We start from the raw sequence: 17,427 nt of genomic DNA, 5'->3' as shown, positions 1-17,427 counted from the left end.
TCAAGGCTCGGAGTCGTGACGGGGCCCGCGGGGACCGATTCTGCCTCCGAGCGAGTTAGGACGATGCGCGACCGCGGCGGTGCCGGCGGGGCGGCGCCTCAAGACGGGACAGGGCACATGCGGCGGGTGGTGGTCACGGGTCTGGGGATGGTCACGCCGCTGGGCAGCGGGGTGGAGCACACCTGGAGCCGGCTGATCGCGGGCGACAGCGGCGCCGGCCCGATCCGCGGCTTCGAATCCGCCGACCTGCCCTGCCGGATCGCCGCGCAGGTCCCGTTCGGCGACGGCACCGACGGCACCTTCAACCCCGACCTCGTGATGGAGGTGAAGGAGCAGCGCAAGGTCGACCCGTTCATCGTCTACGCGATGGCGGCGGCCGACGAGGCGCTGAAGGATGCCGGCTGGCTTCCTAAGAGCCACGAGGACCAGTGCGCCACCGGCGTGCTGATCGGCTCCGGCATCGGCGGCATCGGCGGCATCTACGACGCCTCCGTGACCCTGCACGAGAAGGGCCCGCGCCGGATCTCGCCGTTCTTCATCCCGGGCCGGATCATCAATCTCGCCTCCGGCCAGGTCTCGATCGCCCACGGCCTCAAGGGACCGAACAACGCCGTGGTGACGGCCTGCTCCACGGGCGCCCACGCCATCGGCGACGCGAGCCGCCTGATCGCGCTCGGCGACGCCGACGTGATGGTGGCGGGCGGCGCCGAGTCGCCGGTGAACCGCCTGTCGATCGCGGGCTTCTCCGCCTGCCGGGCGCTCACCACGGGCTTCAACGACACGCCCGAGAAGGCCTCGCGCCCCTACGACCGCGACCGCGACGGCTTCCTCATGGGCGAGGGCGCCGGCATCGTGGTGCTGGAGGAGTACGAGCACGCCAAGGCCCGCGGCGCGAAGATCTACGCCGAGGTGGTGGGCTACGGCCTCTCGGGCGACGCTTACCACATCACCTCCCCGTCCCCGGACGGCGACGGCGCCTTCCGCTGCATGACCGCCGCGGTGAAGCGCGCCGGGATCGCGCCGTCCGAGATCGGCTACATCAACGCCCACGGCACCTCGACGCCGATGGGCGACGAGCTGGAGCTGAAGGCCGTGGAGCGCCTCCTGGGCGACGCCGCCGCGAGCGCCACCATGTCGTCCACCAAGAGCTCGGTCGGCCACCTGCTGGGCGCCGCCGGCTCGGTCGAGGCGATTTTTTCCATCCTCGTCCTGCGCGACAACGTCATCCCGCCGACGCTCAACCTCGACAACCCCTCCGTCCAGACCAAGATCGACCTCGTGCCGTTCGAGGCCAAGCGCAAGCAGGTCGACGTGGTGCTGTCGAACTCCTTCGGGTTCGGCGGGACGAACGCGTCGCTGGTGATGCGGCGGGTCGCGTAGGCGCGTCGCCGTCCGACCGCGACACCGGCCGCACCTCGTCCCGACGCTCCGACTTCCGTCCGACATGCGGAATGCGGCCTCCGAACGGGCGATCGTGCCCGCCGAGGCTGCTCCCGAAACCCGCGTCGCTGGGTCCGGATCCGTGCGCGCTGCGGGCGAGAGCCCGCGCGCACCGAGATCCTGACCTCCCGCGCGGCATCCGCGACGGCGGGCGTCTTCGAGCGCGCGCAGCGCCCGGGCCCTTCAGGATGCCGTCGTGATCGGGATCCGCGGCGGGCGCGCCGCGCGGCCCCTGACCCCGTGCCCGGCTACCATCCCCGCCGCTCCGCCTCGCCCGGCACCCGCCCCTGCGGCGTGAGCGTGTGCACCACCTCCGGCAGCGCCTGGGCGAGCTGCGACAGCAGGGTCTCGCGGTCCATCCCGGTCTGCTGCTGGAGGGTGTCCACCGTGTCGGGGCCGAGCGCCCGGGCGAGCTGGTCCGGGGCCACCGGGCGGTTGGTGCCGTTGCCGATCCAGGACTCGATCACGTCGCCGAGGCCGCCCTGGCGGAACCGGTCGACCAGCCCGTCGAGGCCACCGAGATCCCCCTGCCCGTCCGGGGCGGCGCGGCTCGGCGGCGGGGCGTCGCCGGGGCCGTCGAGCATGCCGGAAAGGTCCGAGAAGTCGCCGGGCGGCAGGGACGGGTCCGACGGCCCGCCCGGGCCGCCGTCGCGGCGGCCGCCGTACTGATCCCAGCCGCCGATATCGCCGCCCTCTTCCGGAGGACGGCGCCCGCCGGCATCGGCGGGGTGCTGGCCGGGATCGCGCCCGTAGGGTCCGGCGCCGCCGGAGCGGTCGGCCTCGGGGCCGGGCTCGCCCTGGCGCCCGCGGCCGAAGATGTCGCCGAAGCCGCCGCTGGCGCCCTTGGCCAGCAGGAGCATCAGGAGTGCCTTGACCAGGGGCGACATGCCCCCGGACCCCTGCTTCTGCCCGCCGAACACCTGACCGAGCACGCCGCCGATCGCCGATTCGAGCAGTCCCATGCGCGTCTCCCCCCTAGGCCCGGGCCGGACGGGCCCGGGCGAACAACATTCCGGGGCGGGCGCGGGTTGCCTCGCTCAGCGGGCCGGTGTCGCGAGCGCCGCCTGCGCGGTGCCGCCACCGGTCGTGGCGTCGGCGGGCTCGACCAGCGGCACCGTCGCGGCCGAGAGGATCAGTCCGGCCAGGAACAGGCCGGTGGCGGCGGCGCCGGCGCGGGGGCGCGGCAGGCGAACGGCGCGGCGTCGCGCGGGATGGGGACGGTCGACGGTCCTGGGCATCGCGGCCTCTCCGGGTTCGGGGCGGGCCCTCGGGGGCCTGTTGCCGGAAAAACGCCGTCGGGGGGCGGAGAGGTTCCCGCGCCGTCAGGTCCGACCGACGAGGCGGCGTCCCAGCGCCCCGAGCAGGCAGGCCGCGCAGTAGGCCGGGAGCATCAGGGCCGCGCCGTCGAGCCACAGGCCGGGCAGGCCCGGCACGAACCCGGCGATCGCCGCCGCGGCCACGAGCCCCGCGACCACGCAGAGCCCCAGCGAGGCGGCGAGGCGGTCCGGCCAGCCGACCAGCGCGCCGACCACGAGGCCGAGCGCGGCCGCCCCGGCGAGCCCGGGCCAGAATCCGGCGAGCAGCAGCGTCACGGCCGTCCGGCCTCCCTGCAGGCGCGATGGTGGCGCGCGGCTGGGCGCGCGGCTGGGCGCGGCCCGGCTTGCGGGCGCGCGGCGGAGCGGACGTCCCTCACGGCAGCAGCGCGAAGACGACGGGACCGGCCGGCCCGTCCGGCCCGGCCGTGACCTGCTCCGGCCGGGCTCCGGCCTGGAGGAGGTAGTCCACCACCGCCTGGGCGCGCAGGCGCGGCAGGTCGACCGGCGGCTCGTCGGGGGCCTCGGCGGGCTTCTTCGCCGCCGCCTTGCCGGGCGCGGCCGGCTCCTTCCTGGCCGCGCCCGCCTTGCTCCGATCCTTCGTCGCGTCCTTGGCCGCGTCCTTGGCCGCGATTTTGGCCGCGTGCGTCGCGGCTTCCTTGGGCGCCGGGGCCGGCGGCGCGGGTGTGGCCGGCTTGGCGGCGGCCTCCGGCTTGGCGGCGTCGGCGACCCGGGTCGGCTCGGCGGTCGCGCCCTCCCCCGGTGCCGGTCCGGCGGCTGGGGTCGCGGGCGGCTTCGCCGGGTCGGCGGGGCCGGAGACCGCGACGCGCAGCGACGGGCAGGTCTTCGCCAGGGCGGCCAGCGCGTCGAGGGTCGGGTAAAAGGCGGGCGTCAGCACGGCGCCGCCTGCGGGGAAGTGCAGGTCCGCCCCCGCCAGGGCGGCGGTGAAGTCGGCGCGGCAGGTGGCGGGGTCGCGCCGCTCCGCCGCGTCCCGGGCCGTGACGCTGGCCTGCCCGGTCCAGCCCGGGGGCAGCGCCTCGGCGAGCCGGTCGGGGGTGCGCGCGGCGCCCTCCCGGTAGAGGCTCTCGCCGGTGAGCGTCACGGCGCGGTCCGAGACCGCGACGGTCCCGTCCGCGAGGTTCGTCACCAGCGGGGCGGCGGCGGCCAGCGCGTCCCCGAGATCCGGCGGGGCGCCGTCGGCGAGGCGGGTGCGGTCGATGACCGGCTCCCGGAACAGGCGCGGGCGCAGGGCGGCCAGCACCCGCTCGCGGGTCGCCGCGTCCGGCAGGTGGCCGGTGAGAGTCACGGCGTCGGCGGTCCGGCGGATCGCCACCCGGTAGGGCGAGAGCGGCCGCGCCGTGAGCGCCACCCGCCCGGCCGCCACGCCGGCGGGCCGGCCCTCGCGCATCAGCGCCTCGGCGTCGGGGAGCGCCTGCCCGTCGATGGCGTCGCCGGTCACCGAGACCGCCCCGTCCCGGAACACGACCTGCCCGGACTGGATCAGCTCGGCGAGCTTGAACGCGAAGGCGATGAGGCTCTTCGGGTCGATCGCCGGGTCGAGCCCCCGGGCGGCCAGGAGCCGGTCCTCCACGGTGCCGCCCGCGGCGGCCTCGGTGGCGGCGCGCAGGGCGGCCTCGCGGTCGGCCGCCGAGGGGGCGAAGCCGTCGAGGACGATGCCCCGGCCCGATTTCTCCACGGCGAACCGGTACGCGGCCACCTTCGGGGGCAGGATCTCGACCCGCCCGACGCTGAACCCCTCCGGCGGGTCCGACAGGGCGGCCCGCAGGGCCTCGTAGGCCGGCACGTCGAGGGCCTCGCCCGACAGGCTGAGCACGGTGTCGCTGAGCGCCGCCCGCCCGCCTTTGGCGAGGCCGGAGAGCCGGGCCGCCAGGAACGCGGCCGCGCCGGCGAAATCCGGCGGCGCGCCCCGGGCGGCCCGGGCGGTGTCGTCGAGGTCGGTGCCGGGATCGAGGGCGCCGGCGATCCGCGCCTCCAGGGCCCGCCGGCCGATCTCCACCGGGCGGCTGCCTTCGAGGGCGATCCGGTTCTGACCCGTGCGGATCGCCGCCCACTGGAAGGGCGCGGCGGTCTCCACGATGCCGAGTTCGGAGACGATGCGGCGCGGGCCGTCGAGGGCCGCGAGGCGGGACAGCACGGTGGCGCGCTCGGCGACGTCCGGCGCCTCGCCGGCGGCCACGAGGTCGCGCCCGACGGCCTCCAGGCGCAGCCACGGCTCGCCGGTGGCGGTGGCCGTGCCGGCGGCGATCGCCGCGCCCTCCGCCGCGAGGCCGTCGGCGATCCGCGGGGCGGCGTAGAGGGTCGCGCTCGCCCAGATCAGCGCGAGGGCCGGGAGGCCGGCGAGCCAGCCGGCGCCGCGCAGGCCTTGGGCGAGAGTTTCGGGCAACGGCACGGTCGCAGGTTCGGGCGCGGGTCGGGACGTGGGGGCAGGCGGATCCGGTGCCGAGAGCACACCGTCTTTCCGGCAGCATGAAGGCCGGCGGCCTCCTTTCTCCCACGGGTCAGCGCCGCGCCGCGTCCCCGCGCCGCCGGAACCGGCCGGACGCCCTCCGGTTTCCGAGCCAGACCCCGTCCCCCGCTGAGGAGCGTGCCATGCGATCCATCCTCGCCGCCGCTCTCCTGCCGGCGATCGCCGTCCCGGCCGGGGCCCAGAGCCTGTCGGCATCGCTTGAGCCGATCACCCCCGTCGCCAATCCGGGCCAGCTGAGCCTCGGCGGCAGTTCCACCACCGGGCCGTTCCCGACCGTCTCGGCGCAGACCGGCGGCCTCGTGAATGCCGGCCAGCTGAGCTTCGGCGGGGGCGGCGGCGGTGGCGGCGGCCGCATCGGCGCGTCGGGCGGCCTCTCGGCCGGGACGACGCTCGGCGCCACGACCGCCGGTTCGGGCGCGACGGGCCAGCTCGGCGGCCTGGGATCCACCGCGACCGGCGGTGCCGGCGTCACCGGCACGACCCTCGGGACCGGCGGGACGATCGGCGCCACCGGTGCCCGCAGCGGCCTCAGCGGCGCGTCCCGCACGGGCCTGGGCTCGACCGCGGGGAGCCTCCTGACACCGACCCTCGGAACGGGCGGTCTCGGGGGTGGGTCGGGCCTGTCCCCCGGCCTGGGCACCGGGCTCTCGGGAGCCGGCCTCGGCGCAGGTGTCGGCGCAGGTGTCGGCGCAGGTGCCGGCGCAGGTGTCGGCGCAGGTGCCGGCGCAGGTGCCGGCGCAGGCGTCGGAGTAGGTGTCGGCACGGGCCTCAACGCTGCCGGAAGCCTCGGCTCCTCGCTCGCGACCGGCTCGTCCGGCGTCGCGTCGGCCGGTCTCGGCAGCGGCGTGGCCGCGTCGGGCATCGGCGCGACGGGCGCCACCCTGTCCCCCGGCGGTCTATTCGGGCTGTTCGGGCTCGGGACCGGAACGGCCGCGAGCGGGGCCACGGCCGCGACGATTTCCGGGACGGGCGGCGCCGGCACGGGCGGCGCCGGGATCCCCGGGACGCCCGGGTTGCCCGCGGACGATCCCGCCCAGGCGGCCCGCACCCTGCCGACCGGCGGCGGGGCGATCGGCGGTGCCGGCATCGGCGGCGCGGCGGCCGCGCCGGTCCGGACCGGCGACCTCTGCGGCGGGCCCTTCGCCGAAGCCTGCCTCGGCCAGGGGTTCTGAGCGGCCTCAGGGGCCGGAACCGCGCCGAACCGCTGCCGTTCCTTCTGTGCCGGCACCTCGGCCGGGACAGGAGACAGAGATGAACGTCATGCTGGGCCGCGTCTCGCTCGCGGCCGCTCTCGTGATCGGCGTCTCGGGCGCTGCCCTGGCGCGCGATGCCGGGCCGAAGGCCCACGGCGCCAAGGGCACGGCCGGCCTGCACGGGATCGGCTTCAACGAGCCGAAATTCCGCTCGGACCTGCGCACCGGCAAGGAGCAGCCCTACACGTGGCCGGTGAGCGACCGCTATCGCCCGGTCTCGCAGCCCTTCTACGGTCGGGCCTACTGAGCCGCCCGGCGCACGCTCCGCCGAATGGATGAGTGGCGGCGCCCCGCTCCGCCGCGCACAACCGGGGCCGGCCCCGTTCCGTCATCGGAGCGGGCGCCGATCCGGCGATGGCCCAGAGGCACGGGGTCCGTGGCGTGCCGGCTCCCGAGGCAGGAGAGTGTGATGCATCCGCTGAACCGGCGCGTCGTCGCGGTCCTGGCCGTCGCGCTTCTGGTCGTCGCGCCCCTGCCGGGGCGCGCGGGCGAGTTCGCGCAGGTCCCGCCGGTGCCGGGCATGGCCCTGACCCTGCCCGATCCCGGCATGGCCAACGGGGCGCCCGCGCCCGCTCCGACGGCGGCACCGACCCCCGCCGCGGCCGCGGAGCCACCCGCTCCGGTCAGGGCGGCCTCCGTTCCGGCGGTCGAGCGCCGGTTCCGGGGCCTGGGCAGCGGGCTCTCGTCGATCGACGGGCAACTCCCGAACCAGCGCACCGGCCAGCGTCACCAGCACGTGGTCCGCGACATCTGCATCGGCTGCTGATCCGATCCGCCTCCGGTGCGGGCGCCGGCTAGTGCGGCGCCCGCGCTCGGGAATTCGCCTGGATCCAGCGCGGCGAGAGGATGTCGCCGGCCTCGGTGATGATCCAGGGTTGGGCCTCGCCGGATTCCATCGCTGCGATCGCGACGGCGAGGGCCTCGCGCAGGGTCGCGAACGGCCGCCCCTCCGCGGCGCGGGCCGGTGTGCCCTTGGGCCAGATGGTCAGTTCGGCTCGTCTGTCGAGGTCGGAGGGCGTCATCGGCGCTCTCGTGGTGCTTCGCAGGGTGCTTCGGCGGGATGTGGGCGTTCTACCGTGCCTGTGTGCGTGCCCGTGTGACGCGGATCTGGCGCCGCGGTCTCCGATTCGCGCCACGGGCCGCGACGCCAGCAGCGCGCGCGCTCGCCCGGCGGTTTCGATCGGTTCGGGGGCGCGCGCGAAAAACAAATCACCCGCTCCTCAAGTTTGATTTGAGAACGTGCCGGTGGAAGTTTAGTTCATTTGCATCGAATGCATGGCGCGCGGGATCGGTGGCTGAATTCACGGCTGAGAATTCCCGGGAAACACTGCAGTACCGTGCCGTCCTGGCGATATGGTGCAATGCGAAAAACGCATGCCGCGACGCACAAATCCGTGGTCTCATGCGCTGGTCGATCGCATCCCGCGGTCGACACCGCGATCGAACCGGAGACGCACCATGCGCACGATCCTCATCCTCGCGTCGGCCGCGCTCACCTCGGCGGCCTTCACGGGCCTCGCCGCCGCCGACGACCGCCTGCACCTGACGCCGCCGCTCTATCGCGATCAGGCCCGGCCCGCCCAGCAGATCCGCGCGATCCACGATCTGACCACCACGCCCCAGCCCGTCGCCGCGCCGGCGACCGTCAATCGGACGGTCTCGTCCCTCGGCCGGCCGATCGTCCAGGCCGCCGTCGAGGCGAGCCGCTGAGCCGGCTGCCGGAGACGGAGCGCCCCGGGCGGCTCCGTCTCCGGCCGACGCTCAGACGATGTGCAATTCCTGCGCGGCCACCGACGGTTCCACGCCGCGACGGATCAGGCGCCGCGTCCGCGCCCGCTGATCGCGCGCGGTGCTGAGGGCAGTCCCCGCCGCGCGGTAGCCCTCGAACCACAGATCCGCCCACGCATACTGCGCCGCCATCGCGAGCAGGACGGCGTTCTCGGCCTGTCTCAGGCCCAGCCGCAGGCTCTCATCCGCCAGGCGGCCAACCTCCCCGTACATCATCTCCAACTCCGCGTCCGAACACGGCCGGCAGCGCCGCGAAGGGCCGCCGGCCACCCGCCCAGAGGCCGCTCGGCTCTCCCGCTCAGTGCGACGCCGCCCCGGCGGCGTCGCGAGCCGCGGCCGCCGCTTCCCGGGCCGCATCCTGCCCTCGCACCACTTTCGTGCGGACCGTGTCGGGCGCGCGGCGCGCCGCTCCGACGACGCTTCCGAAGGCCGTCCGGGCCTGCGCGAGACCGGTCCCGGCGACGTCGCGGATCTGGGTCGGGACCTCGTGGCCCGACGACTGTGCCATGCACTGTGCCATGCGTGGTCTCCTGTCGGCCGCCATCCGGGTGCGGCCGGCCCGTTTGTGCATCGCACATGGACCGGCGTCCAGGGATCGCCCGCGCGTCGGCGCGACCGGTCAGATCTCCGTCTCGCGCCGGACGATCGCCTCTTCCCCGCTGCCCTTCTGCGCGAGGCCGACCTCGGGATCCTCGGTCGGGATCGTGGCCGGCGCCGCCTTGACGCGCTCCGCCGGAGGCTCGTCCGCCTCGCGCGCGTCCGGTCCGCGGCTCGTCGGGTCTGCGGTTTCGCGCGTCATGCGGTCTCTCCCTGCCTGCAGCCAACGCGACGGGGCGTGTGCGGGTCCCGGGGCTCCGTCACGATGGCGGGAGGCGCGACGCGGATCGCGGCTCTATATGGGAGGTGCGAGCAGGGAGAGTGGTGTGTTCACCGTCAAGGGGATTGATCCGTCCGGGCGCGTCATGACGTTCGCCTGCGGGACGGACGAGCAGGCGATGGAGAAGACCTGGGAGTTGGCCCGGCGCGGCTTCCGCGAGATCACGGTCGCCGATCCGAAGGGCAAGGAACTCTCCGCGGCCGCCTTCGAGCGCTCGCTCAACATCGACTGGGAGTGACACGCGTCGGCGCGCGCCGGGAGCCCCGCCGCCCCCGACCCTGCCGACGACACTCTGGCCGCGCCGAGCGCCGGCCGACCCGAGGCAGGCGCCTGTCAGGTCGCCTCGAGTTCGCGCCAGAAGTTCGCGCGGCCCGACCGCGCCGTCTCGGGGATGTCGGTCGTGGCGCCGATCTCCTCCGCCTTGCGCCAGATGGCGCGGCAGACGAGGATCTCGCTGCTCGCATCGATGCTGAGGATGAAGCTGTCCGGAACGATCTCGGCATCCGGGAGCGCGACCCGCACGCCGCCGGCCGACCGGTCGTAGACGATGCACGGCAAGCTTCGATGCTCGTCGACCGAGATGCTGCCGGTCTCGTTGAGAAGCGTGCGTGGAGCGCTGCGTCGTTCGAACATCACCGCCTCGAGAACCTCTGCCCGACAGGATCGGCCACCCGGGTTCAAGGGCGGTTTGCGAAATGCCTCGAATTGTCGGGAAGCTGCCGTCCCTGTGAATTCTGCGCTCTTCATGCGCGCTCGGCCGGAGGCCGGATGCGCGGAGCACCGCCGCCCGCCGAGCGACGGGGGCGACGGATCCGCAGGGACGGAGACGGCCTCGGTCGGACCGCTCGGCGCGTGTGACCGGCCTCAGGATCGACCTACTCGGTCACGACCTCGACGAGGGTGGTGAGAAAACCCAGCGCGACGGCCCCGATGCCGCCCATGAAGGCCGCATCCCACCCGGCGAACTCCCTCGACTGGGGCGCGCGCAGGAAGGCGAACAGCGTCACGGCGGCCCCGCAGACGACGAGAGCGAGGGCCAGCAGGATCGATCGAGACATGGCGTTTCCCTATGCGCCGGTCTCGCGGCCCTTGAGGGCTCTTGTAAACGGACGAGTGCGACCGGCTTGATCTGTTCAGTCTCGTCCGTCGTCGAAACATGACAGACGAGAGCGCGGTGAACAAGGTGTTCATCTGTTCTGCACTGCGGAACAGCGGCCGGAATGACGCTCTCATCTGATCCGCACAGGACTGAAGTCGCGCGCGGCCAGGGCTGCCCTTCACGAGGGGCATCGACCGGCCGGCCGCGGGGCGTGCCCCGCCGGGACGGGATCCGGCGCGGTCAGTCGATGAAGACGCGGACGCCGTCCGTGTTGAGCAGGTCGCGCTGGTCGGCGCACCATTGCTCCGGTCCGACCGCGGCGATCTCGTCCGCGACCCGCCGGCCCTCCTCGGCGATGGCGTTCCGGGCACGCTGGTGGCCGAGGCCGGCGTCGAGGGCTCGGCGGACCGTGCGGGACAGGCCCTCGGACACCGTGTCGTCGATGGTGTAGAGCTTGCGGCAGTGCAGGACGATGCCGGCCTGGGCGCCGACGATCCGCACGAGACCCCGGATCGTCTCCGCGCGCTTGGTGTCGTCTGCCTCCTCGGCAGCCCGGGCAGTGCCCGGCACGACCGCCGTTCCCAGGAGGGCGGCGAACAGCAGGGCGCGAGTCATCCGGGGCATTCCTTCTGGCCGATGCCGGAGCCGTCTCCGGAACGCCGCACCGGGCGGGCCGCGCCCGCCCCGTCAGATTCGGCTGGTCACTTCCGGGCGGCCATCAGGTCGTGGGTCAGGACGGTCAGCTTGCCGATCAGGTTGCTGATATCGGAGCCCTTGCACGACCATTGCGTGCCGACCGCCTCGCCATCGGCCGAGACGGAGACGACCGCCACCGAGCGCAGGCGACCCTCGCGGGCCAGGGCCAGCTGATCCTGCAGCACGGCGATGATCGACGCGGTGTCCTCGTCCACGACCGCGGGCGCGATATGCGCCGGGAACGGCACGACCGAACTCGTCATCGTCTGCTCTCGCTTCATCTCGCCGACCCCTTCGGTAGCATCCTCGGGCCCCGGCGTGCGCATCAGCTTTGTGCAGAGTGTGGCAGCTTGTCCGTGTCCCGCGATGTCCTGGACGTGTGTGGCGACGATGCAACGGTCTCGGCGCGGCTCCGGGCCGCGCGGCGGAACGAGGCGCCGGGCTCCGCGGCGCTTCGTTACGAGGGGGCCCCGCCGAGCGGGGCGCCCCCGGAGGCCGTCATCCTCAGGCGGCCTTGCGGCCCTTGCGCTCGCGCTCGGCCATGGCGCCGGGCTGGCCCAGGCCGATTGCCTTGGCGAGGGCGGAGCGCTGCTCGGCGTAGCTCGGCGCGACCATCGGATAGTCCGCCGGCAGGCCGTAGCGGTCGCGGTAGCTGCGCGGATCCAGGCCGTGGCTGGTCAGGTGGCGCTTCAGCGTCTTGTAGGTCTTGCCGTCGATGAAGCTGACGATCCCGTCGTGCCGGACCGACTTGCGGATCTGGGCCGCGCTCGGCTTCTCGACCTCGGCCTGCGGAACCGCCCCGATCTCCGCCGTCAGAGTCCCGGTGACGAGCCCGCTGATCGCGCCGTGCACGCGCGCGATCAGGGCCGGAAGCTCCGCGGCCGGCACCGGATTGTTCGACACGTAGGCGGCGACGATATCGCCCGCCAGCTCGATGAAGTTGGAGTTGGGCCCTGTGGTTTCTTCTGACACTGTAAGATTCCTGGTGTGCCCCTCGCCCGGGATCTGCTACTTTTGAGCACTGAATGCAAGTTACAAAACCGTTGGCGGGCCGCTTCCGGTGCATGATCGGGGTGCCCGCCGCGGAGATCGGCCGGCCATTTCTGGCGATTTCCGGCGGAGTATTTCCGAGCGCCGTCCGAGTCGGCCTATCGACTGCGGTAGAGTTTCCGCTCTGCAGAACGACCAGAACGTGCATCTGGCGGACTTGAAGTCGGCCCGGGCCGGCCGATGGGCCGTTCCGCCGTCATCCGCGGTGACGCGGCGCCCCGGTCGTGGCATGGCGCGGCCATGCTGATGCTCGCCCTCCTCATCGCCCTGCTGGCCGTCGTGGTCGCCATGTTCGTGCTGCGGCGGTGGACCGGGCGGCTGGCCTCGCTCGCGACGCTCCTGGCCGGAGCGATCATGGTCCTGTGGCTCGCCGAGGTCGGCCTGCTTCCCGGAACGCAGGGCCCGTTGACGGCGTACCGTCCCCTCGTGCCCGGGCTCGACCGGTAACGGTTCGGTAAGCGTACCGGCGGAGCATGGGGTATGCCCACGCTCTCCGCCCCGCGCCTGCTCACGTTCCTGGTGTCGGCCGTGCTGATCGGCCTCGCCGTGGCCAGCCTCTACACGCGCATCCCGATGGTCGGAAAAACCGTCGTGGCGCACCGGCAATGGTTCTTCATCGGCGCCTACGCCCTGCTCGCCCTCGGGGTGACCACCCGCAGCCTGTAGTGGACCGCGCCGCGGTCCGTTCGCCACCGCGCGCCGCGCCGAGGAGGCCGGAATGGCCCTGAAGACCACCTACCTCGTGCAGCCGTTCGAGCTGCACCGGAATCGCCTGCGGCCGGCCCGTCAGGAGCCCGCGCAGAGCGAGTTCGGCGCCCTCAAGAAGGCGGAGGCGCTGGCCGCCCGCATGCCGGGCGCGGCGGCCCTCAGGGTCGTGGCCGACGACGAGACCGGGGAACTCGAGGGCGTCACGATCCTCGGCCAGTTCGGGACCGTTCCGGACGATTTCGCCGAGAGCCTGCTGGGGGGCTGATGCGGCCCGCGGGTCCCGGCTTACATCCGGCCGCGTCTGGGGGTGCGACACGGGCGACCTCCGATTGCGGCTCTCCGGAAACTACGTAGAAACAGCGGAGACAGATCCTTGCGAGCTCCGGCGCTCGCCGAGCTCGCATCCGTGCCCCGCTATTTCATCGACCTCCACGACGGCGCCAACTTGGTTCGCGACCGCGACGGCTTCGATCTTCCGGATCTCGCCGCGGCGCGGGCGCAGGCGGTGCGCATCCTGACGCGGCTCGCGCAGGGCTTGACCGATCCGATGGAGCGGCAGGATTACGTGCTCGCCGTGCGCGACGAGCAGGGCGCGGTCCGCCTGCGCCTGCGGCTCTCCTACGATGTCGAGGGCGGCTGACGGCCCGGCCGCGCGCGGGTCGGGAAAGCGGGAGATCGCATGCGACGCTCAACAGGTCTGACCGGCCCGCTCGTGGCGGCGCTCCTGCTGCTCGTCGCCGCCGGACCGGCAGGGGCGCAGACCGCGCCGCCCCCGCCCACGGGATCCGCCGCGGCGACGGCCGACAACGCCGTGCTGCTGACGGTCTTCCTGCGCCACGACCAGTCCCGCCCGCTGGCGGAGCTGAACGCGCAGCTCGCCAAGCAGGGCTTCTACAAGGCCTTCCCGCCGCCGGGCATCGAGGTCGTCTCGTGGAACGTCGTCATGGGGATCGGGCAGATCATCGTCCTGCGGCTGCCCGCCTCCCGCCTGCGCGAGGTCAACCGCGTCCTGGAGGACACCGCCTGGGGCGCGTACCGGACCGAGTTCTTCCCGACCTACGATTACAGGGCCGTGGGCCTCGCGGAGCACGAGAAGGCGCGCTGAGACCGTCCCGGCCGCCTCAGGCCGGAACCGCGCCGCCCGGACCGACCGGCCCGAGATCCAGCGCGTCGTCCCACAGGTAGGGGTGGCCGAGGCGCTTGGCCGCGTACATCGCCGCGTCCGCCCGCTCCACCAGGGCCTCAGGCCGGGTGGCGTGCAGGGGCGCGCAGGCCACGCCGATCGCCGCGCCGATGCGGATCGGCGATCCGGTCCCGAGATCGTACGGCTCGGCGAGGCGCGCCTGGAGGCGCAGGGCGAAGCCGAGGGCCGGCGCCGGCGCCGCGTCGCCGAGCAGGATGGTGAACTCGTCGCCCCCGAGCCGCGCGGCGCAATCCCCCGCGCCGAGCGCCGCCCACAGGCGCTCGGCCAGGTGTCGCAGGAGCGCGTCGCCCACCGCGTGCCCGTGGCGGTCGTTCACCGGCTTGAAGCCGTCGAGGTCGAGGCACAGCAGCGCGCAGGGCGCGCCGTCGAGGTCGGCCAGGGTCCGGTCGAGCCGGGCCGCGAACAGGTGGCGGTTCGGCAGGCCGGTCAGCGGGTCGTGGTGGGCCATGTAGCGCAGGAGCGACTCCGCCCGGCGGCGCTCGGTCACGTCCTCCCACAGGGCGGTCCAGCCGCCGCCGGCCTGCGGGTGCAGCGTGATCGCGACCTGGCGCCCGTCCGCGAGCGTCTGGACCACGGCGTCGGTCGCGCCCCGGGCGAGGAGCCGCCGCCGCGCCGCCCAGAGGCCGCAGGGATCCCGGTCGGCCGGGACCGCCCCCGCGGCGCTCGCCGCGCCCACCGCCCGGGCATGCATGCCCGGCCGGATCCGGTTCGCGGGCGGGCCGAACAGGCGCCGGAACCCGTCGCTCACGAACAGCAGCCGGTCGGCGGAATCGAACAGGCACAGGCCGTGCGGCAGCGAGTCCAGCGCCTGGACGATGCCGGGTCCGAGCTTGCGCCCGCGGCCGAGCCCGTCCTGGCGCCGGGCGCAGGCCGCCTGCCGGTGGCGCCGCGCCAGCCTCGTCGCCGCCCTGCCCGCCTCCGCCGCCATGGCCGGTCCCCCGAAACGCCCGACAGCGTCGTCGGGCGATCGCCGGAACGTGCCGGCTCGGAAATTAGTCTCCGGTCTTCATAGAATGGGATTCCTTTCGCCAACCTTGACGAAAGTCGTGCGCGTTGAGCGATCTTCGCGGAGATTGACCATCCTCAAGTTGAGGTGGTGATCGCGGCGCGCGAACTCTGTCGGTCGACGGGTCCGCGCGGTCGGGCCGCGCCGACGTCCCGGGGGGCGCCGCGCGGCCCCCGGGACGACGTCTATCGGCGGCGCGTCAGGGCGCGTCGTGCGGGCCGTGATGGCCGTCGAGCACCGTGTCGCTGGTCGGGACCGTCGCGGCGACGGCCTCGGCGCGGCGGATGTCGGGCGCGGTCGCCTCCTCCACGAAGGCCGCCACGGCCTCGCTCAGCGGCAGCGTGCGGGTCTGCTGGCTGCCGAGCCGTCGGATCGAGACCGTGCGCTCCTCCGCCTCGCGGCGACCGAGCGCCAACAGCACCGGCACCTTGGCGAGCGAGTGCTCGCGGACCTTGTAGTTGATCTTCTCGTTGCGCAGATCCGCCTCGACCCGCAGGCCGGCGCGCTCCAGGGTGCGGATGACGTCCCGGGCGTAGGGATCGGCCTCGCCGGTGATCGTCGCCACCACCACCTGGACCGGCGCCAGCCACAGCGGGAAGTGCCCGGCGAAGTGCTCGATCAGGATGCCGGTGAAGCGCTCCATCGAGCCGCAGATCGCCCGGTGGACCATCACGGGCGGCTTCCGGGCGCCGTCGGCGTCGATGTAGAAGGCGCCGAACCGCTCGGGCAGGTTGAAGTCCACCTGCGTGGTCCCGCACTGCCAGTCGCGGCCGATGGCGTCGCGCAGCACGTACTCGAATTTGGGCCCGTAGAACGCGCCCTCCCCCGGGTTGACCGCCGTCTTGATCCGGCCGGCCGACTGCTCCTCGATCTGCGCCAGCACGCGGGTCATCACGTCCTCGGCGTGGTCCCAGAGGGCGTCGGAGCCGACGCGCTTCTCGGGCCGGGTCGAGAGCTTCACGACGATCTGGTCGAAGCCGAAATCCGCGTAGGTCGAGAGGATCAGGTCGTTGATCTTCAGGCACTCGTCGGCGAGCTGGTCCTCGGTGCAGAAGACGTGGGCGTCGTCCTGCGTGAAGCCGCGCACGCGCATCAGCCCGTGCATGGCGCCGGACGGCTCGTAGCGGTGGACGATCCCGAACTCGGCCATGCGCAGGGGCAGGTCGCGGTAGGATTTCAAGCCGTGCTTGAAGATCTGCACGTGGCCCGGGCAGTTCATCGGCTTGAGGGCGAACCAGCGCTTGTCCTCGGCCTCCTCGCCCGCGGACTGCGCGGCGAACATGTTCTCCCGGTACCAGCCCCAGTGGCCGGAGGTCTCCCACAGGGCCTTGTCGAGGATCTGCGGGGCGTTCACCTCGGCGTAGTCGCCGCGCAGGCGCCGGCGCATGTAGGCGATCAGCTCCTGGAAGATCGTCCAGCCCTTGGCGTGCCAGAAGACGACGCCCGGCCCCTCCTCCTGGAAGTGGAACAGGTCCATCTCGCGGCCGAGCCGTCGGTGGTCGCGGCGCTCGGCCTCCTCCAGCCGGTGCAGGTAATCGTCGAGATCGGCCTGGTTCGCCCAGGCCGTTCCGTAGATGCGGGTCAGCATCGGGTTGTTCGAGTCGCCGCGCCAGTAGGCCCCCGCGACCTTCATCAGCTTGAAGGCGGTGCCGACCTTGGCCGTCGAGGTCATGTGCGGGCCGCGGCAGAGGTCGAACCAGTCGCCCTGGCGGTAGATCTTCAGGTCCTCGCCCGGCGGGATCGCGTCGACCAGCTCGACCTTGAAGCCCTCGCCCTTGCCGGCGAACAGCGCCCGCACGTCCTCGCGCGTCCAGACTTCCTTCGTGAAGGGCGCGTCGCGCGCGATGATCTCGCGCATCTTCGCCTCGATCTTCGGAAAGTCCTCGGGCGTGAACGGGGTCTCGCGATGGAAGTCGTAGTAGAAGCCGTTCTCGATCACCGGGCCGATCGTGACCTGCGTCTCCGGCCAGAGCGCCTGCACGGCCTCGGCGAGCACGTGGGCGCAGTCGTGCCGGATCAGCTCCAGGCTGCGCGGGTCGGTGCGGTCCAGGAACTCGATGCGGGCATCGCGGTCGATCGGGTCGTCGAGGTCGGCGACCGTGCCGTCGAGCGCCATGGCGACGGTGCGCTTGGCCAGCGACTTGGCGATGCCCTCGACCACGGCCCGGCCGGTCGTGCCGGCGGCGATCTCCCGCGTGTTGCCGTCGGGGAAGGTGAGAATCGGCATGGTACGAGCGTCTCCGGGCTCAGTCCTGCATACGGGGCAGGTAAGCGGTTTCGAGGGAGCGGCCGTGTAGACCGATTTCTCGGGCGAGGGAACAACGGTGCGGCGCAACTTCACGCATCCCTGCCCTTCGTCCGCCGTTCGGGTGCGCGTGATCGTCCCCGCGCGCGCGTGGCGCCGGGGGCATGGCCCGGGAGGCGAGCACGAGGGACGCGGGACGCCGCGGGAACCCAGGTGTCGGCCAAGTACGCGCGGGATCCGATCCCCGCGGCGCCCCGCGG

26 protein-coding genes are annotated in these 17,427 nt (G+C 73.6%); 11 read left to right on the top strand and 15 right to left on the bottom strand.

Annotated elements, in window-relative coordinates; genetic code table 11:
- Window positions 1–117 precede the first annotated feature (117 nt).
- The gene (gene fabF, locus BM419_RS07450) at window positions 118–1,380 is read left to right on the top strand and encodes a beta-ketoacyl-ACP synthase II (RefSeq protein ID WP_091925958.1); all 1,263 of its coding nucleotides are present in this window, start codon (window positions 118–120) and stop codon (window positions 1,378–1,380) included.
- A gap of 308 nt (window positions 1,381–1,688) precedes the next feature.
- Here the strand turns inward: fabF and BM419_RS07445 are convergent, their stop codons facing one another.
- From BM419_RS07445 to BM419_RS07430, 4 genes are all read right to left on the bottom strand, one after another.
- Window positions 1,689–2,402: a YidB family protein gene (locus tag BM419_RS07445; RefSeq protein WP_091925956.1), complete on the bottom strand. Its 714-nt coding sequence runs from the start codon at window positions 2,400–2,402 to the stop codon at window positions 1,689–1,691.
- Between the two features lie 75 nt (window positions 2,403–2,477).
- Entirely contained in the window at window positions 2,478–2,678 is a 201-nt protein-coding gene (locus tag BM419_RS07440) for a hypothetical protein (protein ID WP_020095200.1), read from the bottom strand.
- A gap of 84 nt (window positions 2,679–2,762) precedes the next feature.
- Complete coding sequence (locus BM419_RS07435) at window positions 2,763–3,032, bottom strand: hypothetical protein (RefSeq protein ID WP_091925954.1); 270 nt, start codon at window positions 3,030–3,032, stop codon at window positions 2,763–2,765.
- Window positions 3,033–3,129: 97 nt separating this feature from the next.
- Entirely contained in the window at window positions 3,130–5,163 is a 2,034-nt protein-coding gene (locus tag BM419_RS07430) for an OmpA family protein (protein ID WP_244540717.1), read from the bottom strand.
- Between the two features lie 200 nt (window positions 5,164–5,363).
- Between BM419_RS07430 and BM419_RS07425 the strand changes: the two genes are divergently transcribed.
- The 3 genes from BM419_RS07425 (at window position 5,364) to BM419_RS07415 (ending at window position 7,260) form a co-directional block, all read left to right on the top strand.
- Window positions 5,364–6,413: a hypothetical protein gene (locus tag BM419_RS07425; protein WP_091925950.1), complete on the top strand. Its 1,050-nt coding sequence runs from the start codon at window positions 5,364–5,366 to the stop codon at window positions 6,411–6,413.
- 79 nt (window positions 6,414–6,492) lie between these two features.
- On the top strand, window positions 6,493–6,741 hold the full coding sequence (locus BM419_RS07420) for a hypothetical protein (RefSeq protein ID WP_020095196.1): 249 nt from the start codon (window positions 6,493–6,495) through the stop codon (window positions 6,739–6,741).
- A gap of 162 nt (window positions 6,742–6,903) precedes the next feature.
- Window positions 6,904–7,260 carry a hypothetical protein gene (locus BM419_RS07415; RefSeq protein WP_091925948.1) on the top strand — a complete coding sequence of 119 codons (357 nt, stop codon included), beginning with the start codon at window positions 6,904–6,906 and terminating at the stop codon, window positions 7,258–7,260.
- Between the two features lie 28 nt (window positions 7,261–7,288).
- On the opposite strand, the gene BM419_RS07410 is transcribed toward BM419_RS07415, so the two are convergent.
- Window positions 7,289–7,516, bottom strand: a complete 228-nt coding sequence (locus tag BM419_RS07410) for a hypothetical protein (RefSeq protein ID WP_091925947.1) — start codon at window positions 7,514–7,516, stop codon at window positions 7,289–7,291.
- Between the two features lie 436 nt (window positions 7,517–7,952).
- On the opposite strand from BM419_RS07410, the gene BM419_RS07405 reads away from it, so the two are divergent.
- Window positions 7,953–8,204, top strand: coding sequence for a hypothetical protein (locus tag BM419_RS07405; protein WP_056523875.1), 252 nt, complete (start codon window positions 7,953–7,955; stop codon window positions 8,202–8,204).
- A 51-nt stretch (window positions 8,205–8,255) separates the two neighbouring features.
- Here BM419_RS07405 and BM419_RS07400 read toward each other — a convergent pair whose 3' ends face one another.
- From BM419_RS07400 to BM419_RS07390, 3 genes are all read right to left on the bottom strand, one after another.
- Window positions 8,256–8,498: a hypothetical protein gene (locus BM419_RS07400; RefSeq protein WP_020095193.1), complete on the bottom strand. Its 243-nt coding sequence runs from the start codon at window positions 8,496–8,498 to the stop codon at window positions 8,256–8,258.
- An 82-nt stretch (window positions 8,499–8,580) separates the two neighbouring features.
- Window positions 8,581–8,802, bottom strand: coding sequence for a hypothetical protein (locus BM419_RS07395; protein WP_020095192.1), 222 nt, complete (start codon window positions 8,800–8,802; stop codon window positions 8,581–8,583).
- A gap of 99 nt (window positions 8,803–8,901) precedes the next feature.
- Window positions 8,902–9,081, bottom strand: a complete 180-nt coding sequence (locus tag BM419_RS07390) for a hypothetical protein (RefSeq protein ID WP_020095191.1) — start codon at window positions 9,079–9,081, stop codon at window positions 8,902–8,904.
- Window positions 9,082–9,205: 124 nt separating this feature from the next.
- On the opposite strand from BM419_RS07390, the gene BM419_RS07385 reads away from it, so the two are divergent.
- On the top strand, window positions 9,206–9,397 hold the full coding sequence (locus tag BM419_RS07385) for a hypothetical protein (RefSeq protein ID WP_020095190.1): 192 nt from the start codon (window positions 9,206–9,208) through the stop codon (window positions 9,395–9,397).
- Window positions 9,398–9,492: 95 nt separating this feature from the next.
- On the opposite strand, the gene BM419_RS07380 is transcribed toward BM419_RS07385, so the two are convergent.
- From BM419_RS07380 to BM419_RS07360, 5 genes are all read right to left on the bottom strand, one after another.
- On the bottom strand, window positions 9,493–9,906 hold the full coding sequence (locus BM419_RS07380; RefSeq protein ID WP_244540716.1) for a PilZ domain-containing protein: 414 nt from the start codon (window positions 9,904–9,906) through the stop codon (window positions 9,493–9,495).
- A gap of 128 nt (window positions 9,907–10,034) precedes the next feature.
- Window positions 10,035–10,217, bottom strand: a complete 183-nt coding sequence (locus BM419_RS07375) for a hypothetical protein (RefSeq protein ID WP_020095188.1) — start codon at window positions 10,215–10,217, stop codon at window positions 10,035–10,037.
- A gap of 281 nt (window positions 10,218–10,498) precedes the next feature.
- Entirely contained in the window at window positions 10,499–10,873 is a 375-nt protein-coding gene (locus BM419_RS07370; protein ID WP_020095187.1) for a hypothetical protein, read from the bottom strand.
- An 86-nt stretch (window positions 10,874–10,959) separates the two neighbouring features.
- Window positions 10,960–11,235 (bottom strand): hypothetical protein, encoded by a 276-nt coding sequence (locus BM419_RS07365; protein WP_026605251.1) that lies wholly within the window; start codon window positions 11,233–11,235, stop codon window positions 10,960–10,962.
- A 223-nt stretch (window positions 11,236–11,458) separates the two neighbouring features.
- Window positions 11,459–11,926, bottom strand: coding sequence for a Ros/MucR family transcriptional regulator (locus BM419_RS07360; protein ID WP_020095185.1), 468 nt, complete (start codon window positions 11,924–11,926; stop codon window positions 11,459–11,461).
- Window positions 11,927–12,184: 258 nt separating this feature from the next.
- Between BM419_RS07360 and BM419_RS07355 the strand changes: the two genes are divergently transcribed.
- The 5 genes from BM419_RS07355 (at window position 12,185) to BM419_RS07335 (ending at window position 13,817) form a co-directional block, all read left to right on the top strand.
- The gene (locus BM419_RS07355; RefSeq protein ID WP_348273189.1) at window positions 12,185–12,451 is read left to right on the top strand and encodes a hypothetical protein; all 267 of its coding nucleotides are present in this window, start codon (window positions 12,185–12,187) and stop codon (window positions 12,449–12,451) included.
- Window positions 12,452–12,484: 33 nt separating this feature from the next.
- Window positions 12,485–12,670 carry a hypothetical protein gene (locus BM419_RS07350; RefSeq protein WP_012318898.1) on the top strand — a complete coding sequence of 62 codons (186 nt, stop codon included), beginning with the start codon at window positions 12,485–12,487 and terminating at the stop codon, window positions 12,668–12,670.
- A 52-nt stretch (window positions 12,671–12,722) separates the two neighbouring features.
- Window positions 12,723–12,977 carry a hypothetical protein gene (locus BM419_RS07345; RefSeq protein ID WP_020095183.1) on the top strand — a complete coding sequence of 85 codons (255 nt, stop codon included), beginning with the start codon at window positions 12,723–12,725 and terminating at the stop codon, window positions 12,975–12,977.
- Window positions 12,978–13,118: 141 nt separating this feature from the next.
- Window positions 13,119–13,352: a DUF6894 family protein gene (locus BM419_RS07340; protein WP_026605249.1), complete on the top strand. Its 234-nt coding sequence runs from the start codon at window positions 13,119–13,121 to the stop codon at window positions 13,350–13,352.
- A gap of 39 nt (window positions 13,353–13,391) precedes the next feature.
- A complete protein-coding gene (locus BM419_RS07335) occupies window positions 13,392–13,817 on the top strand; it encodes a hypothetical protein (protein WP_091925943.1) in 426 nt (141 codons plus the stop codon).
- A gap of 16 nt (window positions 13,818–13,833) precedes the next feature.
- On the opposite strand, the gene BM419_RS07330 is transcribed toward BM419_RS07335, so the two are convergent.
- A complete protein-coding gene (locus BM419_RS07330; protein ID WP_091925941.1) occupies window positions 13,834–14,844 on the bottom strand; it encodes a sensor domain-containing diguanylate cyclase in 1,011 nt (336 codons plus the stop codon).
- 277 nt (window positions 14,845–15,121) lie between these two features.
- On the bottom strand, window positions 15,122–17,149 hold the full coding sequence (gene thrS, locus BM419_RS07325) for a threonine--tRNA ligase (RefSeq protein ID WP_056523858.1): 2,028 nt from the start codon (window positions 17,147–17,149) through the stop codon (window positions 15,122–15,124).
- Between the last annotated feature and the right edge of the window lie 278 nt (window positions 17,150–17,427).

The organism is Methylobacterium sp. yr668, from assembly GCF_900116245.1.
Lineage (GTDB): Bacteria > Pseudomonadota > Alphaproteobacteria > Rhizobiales > Beijerinckiaceae > Methylobacterium.
The sequence above is the reverse complement of the archived record's forward strand: the minus strand, read 5'-3'. Positions and strand labels throughout refer to the sequence as shown.